Origin of the sequence: uncultured Aquimarina sp. (genome assembly GCF_947500065.1) — a bacterium.
Classification (GTDB): domain Bacteria; phylum Bacteroidota; class Bacteroidia; order Flavobacteriales; family Flavobacteriaceae; genus Aquimarina.
Genome location: NZ_CANMQT010000004.1, coordinates 460031 through 473025, shown reverse-complemented (window position 1 = coordinate 473025; position 12995 = coordinate 460031). Strand labels below are relative to the sequence as shown.

Below are 12995 nucleotides of genomic sequence, written 5' to 3'. Positions count from 1 at the left end.
AGCTGATTAAGATGTGTTACCCTAATTGATATTTAGTGCTTGTAAGTGTTGGTGTTATATAAGAATTACTCTTTTAAAAGATTCCCTTTGTTTTTCAATATTCTTTGTTTTGCATGTATTGTATAATTCCGTCCAATAGGAATTCGTTTGTTTTCTATTTCTATCTGATTCCCTTCTATAGATTTTACTTTATCAATAGCAATAGTATAAGATTTATGAACCCTGATAAAATTTTCTTCAGGTAGTTCTTCTGTAATACTTGCTAATGATTTGTGAGATACATAATTTCCTTCTACACTAGATACTTTTATGTAATCTCGTAAGCTTTCTATATATAGGATGTCATTTAGAAATACTTTTACCAATTTTCTATCGACTTTTAGGAAAATATGTGGTGCTTGGGCAAATTCTGTAGATGATTTCACCTTTTCTAAAGAAATAAACCTTGCCATTAATTTATTAATAGACTTCAGAAAACGGTTAAAAGGGATTGGTTTTACTAAATAGTCTAATACGTCTAATTCATAACTTTCTATAGCATATTCTTTGTAAGCAGTTGTTATTATAATTTGAGGATATTTTTGCAAGCTTTTTAAGAATTCTATACCATTCATTCTAGGCATGTTAATATCTAAAAAAACCACATCAATTTCACCTTTTTCTAAAATGGGTAAAGCCTCTAGTGGGTTTTTATAAACTCCAATAATTTCAATGTTCTTAAATTCCTCTAAATAGGATTCAATTATACTTACCGCTAAGTATTCATCATCGATTATAATACTTTTAATAATCATGTCTTAGGGATTTTTAACGTGACTGTATACGTTTCGTTAGTTGTATTTATATTTAGACTATAGTTTTCAGCATATAAAAGATCTAATCTTCTCACAACATTTTTAATTCCAATGCCATCTTTAGATTTTTTTGTTTCTATAGAATTATAGTTGTTTTCGGATGTAAATATTAAGGTTTCTTCATCAACTTCAAAATTAACTTTTAAATCCATTACACCTTCATTTTTATACCCATGTTTAAAAGCATTTTCAATAAATGGTAAAAACAATAGAGGAGTAACTTTTATAGTATCTATATTGCCAATAATAGTAACTTCTGTATTTATCAATTCACCATATCTAATATTTTCAAGCTCGATATAATTGTCGATATAACGTATTTCTTGTAATAGAAACACTTCTTTTTTGTTAGCATCATAAATAATATATCCCATAAATTCTGACAATTTAAGAACAACTTCTGATGCTTTTGACGATTTACGAAGGATAAGTGCATACAGGCTATTAAGGGTGTTAAAAAAGAAATGCGGTTGTATTTGTGCTTTAAGATATTGCAATTCGGTTTTATAATGTAGTTCTCTAAGTTGTTGGGTTTTATTTCGTTCCAGAATAAAGTCTACACTAAATTTTATGGATGAAGTAATTCCTAAAACATATAATTCCCCAAGAGTTACTGCTATAATATGATTAAATCCATAAGGTTGATTCTCTCCTTGAGCTTCAGGCCATATATTTTCGGTAACTAACCAATAATTTAATCCTGATCTTATTAAATAGTGAACTCCTAAACTTAGGATTAACAAAAAAATATATGTTGAATATTTTTTTCTTAATAAGTATTTAGGAATAAGGTAATATATATTGACATAGACGATGATAAGGTGAAGAGGAAACTCTACTAAATTGGATTTTAATGAGTACCAATAATCATTGAAATAACTTCCCCAACGTATCACATTGAAAATAAAGTAAGCAATCCAAAAAAGAAAATGATATTTCTTTTTAATCGTCTTACTTACGGCAGTATCATAAACTTCATTTTTTTGCAAATACAAAATAGGATATCTTAATTTATTATTAAAAACAGGCAAAAAGTATTGCTATTTATATTAAAAAGCAAGAAATATGCAAATTGCTAAAAATCGAAAAACGGGATATCTTAAACCCAATGTCGTTTGTTGCTGTTTTTATGTAGTTGGCATAAAAAAAGATTTTAAGATTCTCTTAACTCCTATATTAGTTTCGCAAACAAATAATCATTACAAAAGGTGAAAACATGAAAAAACTATTTTTATTTCTTTTATTATTAAGCAATAGTATTTTCTCGCAAGAACAGAAAGTTTCTGGAGTCGTTACAGATACTGCAGGTAACATACCTCTTCCAGGAGTAAATATAATAGTAAAGGGAACTTCTATTGGAACACAAACTGATTTTGACGGGAAATATGAGATTACAACTACTAAAGGTAATATTCTGGTATTTTCCTTTTTAGGGCTAAAAACAGTTGAGATTGAAATCGGCGAATCGAATACTATTAATCTTCAAATGGAGCAAGATTCAGAACAATTAGATGAAATTGTCGTTACTGCATTTGGAATAAAACAAGAGGCTAAAAAACTTGGTTATTCTGTCCAACAGTTAAAGTCAGAGACTTTAGTACAGACAGCAGATCCCAATATTGGATCCGCCATTAAAGGTAAATTAGCGGGAGTCAATATTAATTCTAATTCAGGAGGAGTTGGGTCTTCTGTTTCGATTAATGTAAGAGGAATTAGTTCATTGAGTCCTAATAACCAACCATTAATTGTTTTGGATGGTGTTATTATTGATGATAATCAAGGAGGGCAAGCGGATTTTGCTGATGGTATTGATTATGGAAATACACTTTCTAATTTGAATCCGAATGATATTGAAAATATATCTTTATTAAAAGGAGGTAATGCAACAGCATTATATGGATTTAGAGGGATTAATGGTGTTTTGGTAATTACCACTAAAAAGGGTAGATCCGATAAACCGGTTGTAGAAATAAGTTCGGCTATTACAGCCAATTCTGTATTAGTTGCCCCAGAATTTCAGAATGAGTACGGTCAAGGTATATTTGATACCGCTAATAATGAACTGGTATATGATATAACAAATGGAAGTAGTTTTGGGCCAAGGTTAGATGGTTCTCAGCGTGAGCGATTTGATGGAGTAGGTACCGCATCATATGCTGCCAACGATAATGATTTTAAAGATTTTTTTAGAACAGGATATTCTTTCTTTAATTCTGTAGCTGTATCACAGGGAACAGATACATATGATTATCGTTTCAGTTATGCTCGATCAGATGACGAATCTATTGTTCCAGGGAGTAATTTAACAAGACAAAACTTTAGTATTAAAGCAGGAGCTAAAATTACAAATTGGTTAAAAGCAACAGGAAAGATCGATTATATTAATCAGAATGCTAGAAACAGACCAGAACTTACAGGAGGTCAAACAAATATAACCAGAGCTCTTTCTTTAAGACCTAGAAATATTTCTAATGGATTACTTAGAGATAATAGAACCGAGCCTGATGGAACTCCAAATAACTGGGCTGGCGCTTTTATAACCAATCCTTATTATACAACGAGTGCATTATTAAATGAAGATGAAACGGATCGTTATCTAAGTTTATTAGAGTTAAATATAGATATTGCTAAAGGGCTTAAAGCATTAACTAGAATTTCTCAGGATCACATTGCTACAAGCCAGCAAATTTTTAATCCGTTGGGAGCGTTTGATATAGCAGGGAATGGTAGGTTTACTGATGTTAATTCAGTATCTAAAACCAATAACTACGATTTAATATTTACGTATAATACGTATCTAAATTCGAATATTAGTTTAGCCTCTACATTAGGGTTCAGTCACTCAGATGTTTCATTTAAAGCACTACGTGCTGTTGGAGAAACTTTCTTAATACCTAATTTCTTTTCTTTAAATAATTTTGAAAGTACAACTGTTGCTCCTGCTTCGGCAAGAAATTCTTCTAATTCTGTATTTGGATCCGTTACATTAGGTTTTAACGATTATCTATTTGCAGAATTTACAGCTAGAAATGATTGGAGTTCAACATTACCAATAGATGAGGCTTCTTTTTTCTATCCTTCGGTAGGATTAAGTTTTGTAGCTTCAGATGCAATTCCTGCTCTTAAAAGTAATGGAGTATTATCAAATTTAAAGCTAAGAGGTAGTTATGCTCAAACAGGGAATGCAACAGGAGCATTTTCATTAATAAATACCTATAATGTTTCTTCTGGTTTATTTAATGGACAACGTTTCTTCTTTTTTGGTGATAATGAAGAAGGAGCTGGAGCTGGTCCACAGCTTCAAAACCCTAATCTAGTGCCCGAAATATCGAGTACTTTAGAGTTTGGTCTGGATGCTAGTTTCTTAGATAACAGAATAAAATTTTCAGCAACTTATTATAGTGTGAGAACGGAAGATCAGATTCTTAGGTTGACTCTTACACCTTCTAGCGGTGCAGCAAATCAGATCATTAATGCTGGTTTGGTGACTAATAAAGGAATTGAATTATCTCTTGGAGCAGATATCATAAAAAACGAAAATTTTAGCTGGTCAACTAACATAAACTTTACTACTAATGAAAATCAAGTTGAAGAATTAGCGCAAGGAATTACACGAAATCCTTTGATTTCTGATTTTAATGGACGAATCATTTTAGCTGCAGAAGTTGGAACAAGTCCACAAGCTTTATTCGGTCCTACATTTAATCGAGATGCTTCCGGGAATGTTATTTATGACGCCAATGGCTTACCAGAGATTGGTGCAGTAGAGAAGATTGGAGATGCCGCACCAGATGCCTTTTTGAATTGGGGGAATACATTTACGTACAAACAATTTTCTTTAGGATTTTTATTTGATGCTCGCTTTGGTGGAGATATATATTCTTTCTCTGATAGTCAGAGGCACACTCAAGGTACAGCAGTTGAAACACTTCAAGGAAGAGCATTTTTTGATGGAGGTCAAGGGATTGCGGTTCCAGACAATGCAGTAATTAATGGGACATTAGATCCTGATGTTGTAGCAAATGGTGTAAATCCACAAGCATATTGGGGTAGAGTTGGACAGATTTCAGAAAACTGGATTGTGGATGGTAGTTTCGTAAAACTGAGAGAAGTTACATTCGGTTATTCATTTCCTGAAAACATGATTAAAGGGTTAAAGCTTTCAAAATTGTCACTAAGTTATGTAGGTAGAAACCTAGCGATACTTCATAGTAATACGGATAATTTTGATCCGGAAACTGGATTTAATACAAGTTTTAGCGGATTAGAATTCTTTGGAATACCATCAGCTTCAAGCCATGGATTAAGAGTAAACCTTACTTTTTAAATGATTATAAATGAAAATGTTTGATGTAAATAAAAAAAATATGAAAACTAAACAGAATATTGTATTAGCATTAGCTACTGTTTTTATACTAACACTCACGGTATTTTCTTGTACCGATGATTTTGAAGATATTAATACGAATCCAATTGATCCAGAAAGTGCTACTGTTGAAGGTATTATGGCTGGAGTTCAATACTTCGAATTCGCAGAACCTCGTTTCTTGACTTGGAGAGGTAACTTAATATATTCTAGTCAATTTGCGAACCAATTTAGTTATAATGCTGAAGGTTCTTGGTTTGGCGGAGATGCGTATCAAAATAATCAAGGTTGGACAGATGCTGTTTTTAATGCTTCTTATCAAAAAGTATCATTAAATATTAGAAATTTATTAAAAACATATAAGGATCTTGGTGATACTAATGGCGAGGCTGTAACACAAATTATGATGTCATGGTTTTATCAGAAAATGACTGATATCTATGGTAATATTCCCTATAGTGAAGTTATTGGAGATGAACTTATTTTAGACAATCCTCAGCCCACATATGATTCTCAAAAAGATATTTATATGGGTATTTTGACGAATCTTAAAGAACAAATGGATGCAATTGGGTCCTCTACTGAAGAAATTGCAGGAGCCGAAGGAGACTTCGTGTATGCTGGAGATCCACAACAATGGAAGACTTTTGCTAATACTCTTAGACTTCGATTAGCAATAAGATCTAGAGATGCATTCGTTCAATCAGGAGATCAATCATTTATAGATGCGATTATTATTGATTGCTTAAACAATCCATTAATTGATGAATCTAATCAAGCATTAGTGTCAAAATCAGATTCACCATTGATATTATCTTTCCTTGATGGTGGTTTTGAAGATGTTTATTGGGGTTTTGGAGGACTTGGATCAAAGTGGGTGTTTTCCAGTCGATTTATGAGTTTTCTTAATGATAATAACGATCCTAGAAGAGAGCAAATGACAGAAGCTTCTCCATCAGGTATGTATGAGGGTACTGCAATATCTCAAAGAGGAATAATTCCTAGAGATGATCTTGCTATTCCATCCGAAAAAATAATAGGAGGTTCTACAACAGAAGTTGCTAATGTTTTACCAACTCAAGTATTTTCTGCGGCTGAGTCTTATTTTTTACAAGCAGAAGCAGCTCTTTTAGGATATTCAGGAAATGCGCAGTCTTTATATGAGCAAGGAATTAGAGCTAGTATGAGTTTTTGGGGAGTCCCTGCCGGTGATATTGAATCTTTTATAATCAATGAATCTATTGCCACATTAACGGGTTCAACAGAGCAACAACTTAACAGTGTATGGAACCAACGTTGGTTAGCACTTCTGACTAATGGCTATGAGTCTTGGTCTCTAGTAAGAAGAACCAATCTAATTCCAACATTAACAGACAATACGGTTTTTTTCGTTACAGAACCAAATAACGGAAGCGTTCCCAAAAGATTACCTTACTCTTCTACAGAAATTGTAGCTAATGAAGTGAATGTTCAACAGGCAATCCAGAATCAAGGTCCAGATCAAATGACTACCAGTTTATGGTGGGATATCGATTAGAAAGAGATCTAACATATACAAAAATTTAAAAGGATACATACACAATCACATCACAGATTCAAAAATCACCGTGATGTGGTTGGTAATCTCAAAAAAGTAATTGCTACACAACATCAAAATTAAAATTGAGTATGATAAAAGATATTAGATTTAGACAAGTTGGTAAGTTTGAGGATACAAAGTTCGAAAAAATTCATAGTGAAATTTTTCAAGATTCTTCATATGCTTCTAAGCTAGTTGCTCAAGAAATTGCGGATCTCATAAAGCAAAAAGAAAAAGAAGGAAAACCATGTGTTCTTGGGTTGGCTACAGGATCGTCCCCGATTAAAGTGTATGAGGAGTTGGTCAATTTATATCGCCAGGGAGAAGTGAGTTTCAAAAATGTGATCACTTTTAATCTTGATGAGTATTTTCCAATGAACCCTGATAATCAACAAAGTTATTATCATTTCATGCATCAACATCTTTTTGATCATATAGATATAAACCCTCAAAATATCAATATCCCATCTGGAAGTGTTGTTCTAGAGGAAATAGACCAATACTGTATAGATTATGAGATGAAAATTAAGCAATTTGGAGGTCTCGATTTTCAATTGTTAGGTATCGGGAGAACCGGTCATGTAGGTTTTAATGAACCTGGATCTCATCAAAACTCAGGAACAAGGGTAATCACATTAGATCACATCACCAGACGAGATGCTTCATCAGATTTTAATGGATTAGAAAATGTACCAAAGCGTGCTGTTACAATGGGAATAAGCACTATAATGAATGCGAAACGAATTCTTCTTTTAGCGTGGGGGCATAAAAAAGCATCCATTGTAAAAAAAATGATCGAAGGAAATGTAACTTCCACAATACCAGCTTCTTTTTTGCAGGAACATAAAAATGTTACTATCGTTATGGATAGTGAAGCTGCTGGTGAACTGACTCGAATTAAAACCCCTTGGTTAGTTGATCAGTGTATTTGGACAGAGGAACTAAAATTAAAAGCGGTTACTTGGTTAAGTCAAATAGTGAATAAGCCACTTTTAAAACTGACAGATAAAGATTATAATAATCATGGATTGTCCAGCCTGCTTACATTAGAAGGCTCTGCGTATGAATTAAACATTAAAATGTTTAATCATCTACAACACACTATTACTGGATGGCCAGGAGGAAAGCCAGATGCAGATGACACCAATCGACCAGAAAGATCACTTCCATCAAAAAAAAGAGTTTTATTATTTAGTCCACACCCAGATGATGATGTTATTTCTATGGGAGGTACTTTTTCCAGATTGATCGATCAGGGGCATGATGTATATGTAGCATATCAAACTTCCGGAAACATTGCAGTAACCGATGAAGAAACGCTTAAGTTTGGAGAAGTAGCTAGGGAATTATCCAATTTATCGGGTAATGATTGTAGTATTTTTCAAGATATAGTAAAAGCCATTGAATCCAAAAATGAAGGAGATATTGATCCACCTCAAGTGCGAAAAACAAAAGGATTAATTAGGAGAATGGAATCATATGCTGCAACAAGATATATAGGTCTTCCTGATGATAAAGTCTTTTTTTTAGATCTACCGTTTTATGAAACGGGAAAAATTAAAAAGAATCCAATTGATGATACAGATATAAATATTATTTCCAGTTTAATTTCAGAAATCAAACCGCACCAAATATACGCTGCAGGTGATTTAGCAGATCCTCATGGAACTCATAAATTATGTTTAGATGCAATATTTGAATCACTTAGTAGGCTTAAAACTCAAGAATTTATGAAAGACTGTTGGGTTTGGTTATATCGAGGAGCTTGGCATGAGTGGGATATACATGAAATAGAAATGGCAGTGCCACTTAGTCCTGATGAGGTTAGTAGGAAAACAAATGCAATCCTTTTTCATCAGTCTCAAAAGGATCGAGTGATGTTTCAAGGAGAAGATTTTAGAGAGTTTTGGATGAGAGCTCAGGATAGAAATAGAAATACTGCATTGTTATATGATAACCTTGGATTAGCCAATTATGAAGCTATTGAAGCTTTTAAGAGATATCATTTTATGTAAGCCAAGGTTGTAATATGATATAAAACTAAAAATGCAGAAGATGCATTATTTGAAAAAAAAGTTTTTAATTTTTTGTGAGCTATGCGCGTAAGTAAACATTTTATGTTCTTTCTGATTTTTATTAGTTGTTCTAAAAAAATAACAAGTGAAGATTTTACAAAAGAAGGAGAATTTACAGATGGTATCGAAGGTCCTGCAACTGATAGTGAAGGTAATATTTATGCCGTAAATTATAAAAAGCAAGGCACCATAGGTAAAGTAACAAAAACGGGTGATACCTCTTTATTTATAGAGTTGCCAGATGGTAGTATCGGTAATGGTATACGGTTTAAGGGAAATGATGAAATGTACGTAGCCGACTATGTGAACCATAACATACTGAAAATTAACACAAAAAATAAGGAAATAAAAGTAGTAGCAAATCAACCATCAGCAAACCAACCTAATGATCTAGCTATTTCTCCAAATGGAACAATATATGCCAGTGACCCAAACTGGCATGACAATAGTGGCAATTTATGGAGAGTAACAGAAGAAAAAGGGTTCGAATTGCTCGAAGCAAATATGGGAACAACAAATGGAATAGAAGTTAGCCCAGATGGAAAACACCTGTATGTAAATGAATCAATTCAGCGAAACATATGGGTATATGATATCACTAGCAACAATGATATTACAAACAAACGTCTTTTTGCAAAATTTGATGATTTTGGAATGGATGGTATGCGTTGTACTTCATCCGGACATCTATTCGTATGTAGATATGATAAAGGTACTGTGGTTGTTTTCACACCAGAAGGAGAACTGATAAAAGAATTTTTTTTGAAAGGAAAAAAACCAACAAACATAACATTTAGTAACGATTCGGAAATAGCATATATAACATTAGCAGATAGAGGCTGTATTGAGATGTTTCGAATATCAATTTTTTAGCTTTTAACTATAAAACCAACAGGGTCGAATGATATTAGTAGTAGATAGCGGATCATCCAAATGCGACTGGATAATTGCCGATGAGACAGGAAAACATATAGCCAAATCTAAAACGAAAGGGTTAAATCCTTTGATTTTATCTAGTAAAGAGATTGAAGATGTGTTATGGGAAGCATCGGAGATAGTATATTTTAAGAATTCAATTTCTGAAATCTATTTTTTTGGTGCCGGATGTGGCACTGAAGAAGCTAATTATAAAATACAGACATGCTTATCAAAGGTTTTTGAAAACTGTAAAATAATTAATATTAAAGAGGATATTGTTGGAGCAGTATACGCTGCAACAAAGGAGCCAGGGATTATTGCAATTTTAGGAACAGGTTCTAACTGTTGTTACTTTGATGGGAATGAAATCATTCAGAAAGCTCCTTCATTAGGATATATGATTGCCGATGATGCGAGTGGTAATTATTTTGGCAAAGAATTACTGAAGAGCTTTTATCTGCACCAAATGCCAGAAGATCTTGTCATTAGTTTCACACAACAATATGATGCTGATCTCAACAAGCTTTTTCAAAAATTATATAATTCTCAATACCCTAATAGATATTTAGCGTCTTACGCAAGTTTTATTTTTAAACATAAAGAACATCCATTCATTCAAAGAATATTGGACAAAGGAATCCGTCTGTTTATTGAAAACTATTTGATGTTATATACAGAAGAATTAAACAATGCCCCAATACATTTTGTAGGATCTGTTGCTTATTATGCCCAGGATACAATAAATAAAATATTACAAGAAAAAGGTTATGTAGTCAGAAGTTATATACAGAGACCTATTGATAAACTTATCAAAACACTCGTTTTTAATCTAACTCCAACCTCACTAGAAAAAATTTCATAAATGAAAAGATGCATCGCAATCATAGGGTTTCTATTATTTTTTTGGTCTTGCACACAAACCTCTACAGACGAAATAATTTCTGATAGTATAGCAATTATTCCTAAACCTCTTTCAATTCACAAAAAAGAAGGAAGTTTTACATTAAATAGTGATACATCATTCTTTTATGAAGATTCTTCTATACAACCTATTTCAGGTTTTTTTGCAACTAAGATTAACCATTTAACAGGATTACAGATCCCTGTTCTTGATGAAAAAGAAAAAAACAGTATACAACTTTTGCTGAATAGCACATTAGATCTTAATGAAGAAGGATATATTTTAAATTTCAAAAATGAACATGTTGTTTTAGAAGCAAAATCCCCAAAGGGAATATTCTACGGGTTACAATCTTTTATTCAATTATTACCAGTTATTCCCAAAGAAAAACACTCTGAGAGTCTATCTATTGATATTCCTAAGCTTATCATCAAAGATGAACCATCATTTATGTGGCGTGGAACCATGTTAGATGTATCAAGGCATTTTTTCTCAGTAGATTTTATCAAAAAACAATTGGATATGCTAGCGGTTTTTAAAATCAATAAGTTTCATTGGCATCTTACTGATGACCAAGGCTGGCGTATGGAAATAAAGAAGTACCCCAAACTAACTCAGATAGGTGCAAAAAGAGGAGACAATACAGCACAGAAATATCATGGTTTTTATACTCAAGAAGAAATTAGAGAAGTAGTACTATATGCAAAAGAAAGATTTATAGATATTGTTCCGGAATTTGATATTCCCGGTCACGCCTCAGCCATTCTAGCTGCTTATCCAGAGTTAGCCTGTACAAATGGTCCTTTCGAGATAAGAGAAATCTGGGGGGTAGACTATAATATCCTTTGCGCAGGTAAAGAAAATGTATATCAATTTGTAGAAGATGTGATTGATGAAATGTCATCTTTATTCCCCTATCAGTATTTTCATGTCGGCGGTGACGAAGTACCAAAGAAAAGCTGGGAACAGTGCGAAATTTGTCAAGAAACAATAAAAAAAGAAGGCCTAAAAGACGAGAAAGAACTGCAAAGTCACTTTATGTCTCGCGTAGAGAATATACTACAAAAGAATAATAAAAAGATGATCGGATGGGATGAAATTTTAGAAGGTGGTATAACAGCCACAACTAGTATTATGTCATGGAGAGGAGAAGAAGGAGGTATTAAAGCCGCTAATGAAGACCATGATGTAATTATGACTCCATCGGCATACACTTATTTAAATTTTTATCAAGGAGATCATATAGTAGAACCTATGGCATTTGGTAGTTATACTCCATTAGAAAAAGTATATAATTATAATCCAATCCCGAAAGCTATCAAAGAAAATAAAAAACATCATATTCTTGGTTTACAAGGTAATTTTTGGGCAGAACATGGAGATAGTAATGCTATTACTGAATACCAGTTATATCCTAGAATTTTGGCAATTTCAGAAGTGGGTTGGACTGCTAATACTAATAAAAATTATAATGATTTTCTAAATAGATTAGAAAAAACATACCCTCTAATGGATCAGTATGATATTAATTATCACATACCAATGCCAGAAGGGCCTATAGCCAATCATATTGTTTTTGAAGACAAAACAACAGTGGAATTTAAGACTACGGTTCCAATAAAAATGGTGTATACAATTGATGGCAGTATACCAGATAAGAATAGTGATCGATATACAAACCCGCTTACATTTAGTAATACTACTACGTTAAAAATAGCTTCGATGTTACCTCATGGGAAAATGAGTAGTGTTAGAGAATTGTTATTACAAAAACGAGAATTAATACCTTCCTTAGAAAACCTTAATAACCTAACTAAAGGACTTACAGCAAAAACTATAAAAGGACATTTTGTTCATGTAAATGAAATAATAGATACAACATACCAAATTGAAAGAAGAATAACAGCACTCAAAGATGTAAATGAGACATACGATTGGGGGCATGAGATTAAAAAAGAAAATTTCAAGGCAGTATTCGTGAATGGATATATAGAAATTCCTGAAGATGGCGTGTATTTTTTCTCTAGTAATCAGGATCAAGTCTGGATTGCTGATCAACTAGTTATAGATTATAAAAAGAACATAAAAAAACATCCGGAAACGAGTTCTATTCCATTAAAAAAGGGAAAACATAAATTAACAATAGTGTACCTCAATAATGTAGTAAATGGATGGGCTTCTGATTGGAATACGATAGAATTAAAGTATAAAAAAGAAAGCGACACCATTTTTAATATTGTAGACAAAGACATGATTTTTTATGAAAACATTACTTCTGACCTTTCCTTAAAATAACCTTAGA

8 protein-coding genes are annotated in these 12995 nt (G+C 32.6%); 6 read left to right on the top strand and 2 right to left on the bottom strand.

Annotated elements, in window-relative coordinates; translation table 11 throughout:
• Positions 1 to 65 precede the first annotated feature (65 nt).
• A complete protein-coding gene (locus tag Q0975_RS14875) occupies positions 66 to 794 on the bottom strand; it encodes a LytTR family DNA-binding domain-containing protein (protein ID WP_299437994.1) in 729 nt (242 codons plus the stop codon).
• Positions 791 to 1843: a histidine kinase gene (locus Q0975_RS14870; RefSeq protein ID WP_299437993.1), complete on the bottom strand. Its 1053-nt coding sequence runs from the start codon at positions 1841 to 1843 to the stop codon at positions 791 to 793. Before Q0975_RS14870 ends, Q0975_RS14875 begins: the two co-directional genes overlap by 4 nt.
• A gap of 227 nt (positions 1844 to 2070) precedes the next feature.
• Here Q0975_RS14870 and Q0975_RS14865 point away from each other — a divergent pair, with 227 nt between their 5' ends.
• The 6 genes from Q0975_RS14865 to Q0975_RS14840 all read left to right on the top strand — a co-directional run bounded on the left by Q0975_RS14865 (position 2071) and on the right by Q0975_RS14840 (position 12988).
• Positions 2071 to 5181: a SusC/RagA family TonB-linked outer membrane protein gene (locus Q0975_RS14865; protein ID WP_299437992.1), complete on the top strand. Its 3111-nt coding sequence runs from the start codon at positions 2071 to 2073 to the stop codon at positions 5179 to 5181.
• Positions 5182 to 5221: 40 nt separating this feature from the next.
• Positions 5222 to 6757, top strand: a complete 1536-nt coding sequence (locus Q0975_RS14860) for a SusD/RagB family nutrient-binding outer membrane lipoprotein (RefSeq protein ID WP_299437991.1) — start codon at positions 5222 to 5224, stop codon at positions 6755 to 6757.
• A gap of 131 nt (positions 6758 to 6888) precedes the next feature.
• Entirely contained in the window at positions 6889 to 8814 is a 1926-nt protein-coding gene (gene nagB / locus Q0975_RS14855; RefSeq protein WP_299437990.1) for a glucosamine-6-phosphate deaminase, read from the top strand.
• 81 nt (positions 8815 to 8895) lie between these two features.
• Positions 8896 to 9747, top strand: a complete 852-nt coding sequence (locus tag Q0975_RS14850) for an SMP-30/gluconolactonase/LRE family protein (RefSeq protein WP_299437988.1) — start codon at positions 8896 to 8898, stop codon at positions 9745 to 9747.
• Between the two features lie 28 nt (positions 9748 to 9775).
• Positions 9776 to 10654, top strand: a complete 879-nt coding sequence (locus tag Q0975_RS14845) for a BadF/BadG/BcrA/BcrD ATPase family protein (RefSeq protein WP_299437986.1) — start codon at positions 9776 to 9778, stop codon at positions 10652 to 10654.
• Entirely contained in the window at positions 10655 to 12988 is a 2334-nt protein-coding gene (locus Q0975_RS14840) for a family 20 glycosylhydrolase (RefSeq protein ID WP_299437984.1), read from the top strand. It begins immediately after the preceding gene.
• The last annotated feature ends 7 nt before the right edge of the window (positions 12989 to 12995 follow it).

Coding starts and splice junctions, on each gene's coding strand:
- Q0975_RS14875 (WP_299437994.1), bottom strand. CDS start 794: ATGATTATTAAAAGTATTATAATCGATGATGAATACTTAGCGGTAAGT.
- Q0975_RS14865 (WP_299437992.1), top strand. CDS start 2,071: ATGAAAAAACTATTTTTATTTCTTTTATTATTAAGCAATAGTATTTTC.
- Q0975_RS14860 (WP_299437991.1), top strand. CDS start 5,222: ATGAAAACTAAACAGAATATTGTATTAGCATTAGCTACTGTTTTTATA.
- nagB (WP_299437990.1), top strand. CDS start 6,889: ATGATAAAAGATATTAGATTTAGACAAGTTGGTAAGTTTGAGGATACA.
- Q0975_RS14850 (WP_299437988.1), top strand. CDS start 8,896: ATGCGCGTAAGTAAACATTTTATGTTCTTTCTGATTTTTATTAGTTGT.
- Q0975_RS14845 (WP_299437986.1), top strand. CDS start 9,776: ATGATATTAGTAGTAGATAGCGGATCATCCAAATGCGACTGGATAATT.
- Q0975_RS14840 (WP_299437984.1), top strand. CDS start 10,655: ATGAAAAGATGCATCGCAATCATAGGGTTTCTATTATTTTTTTGGTCT.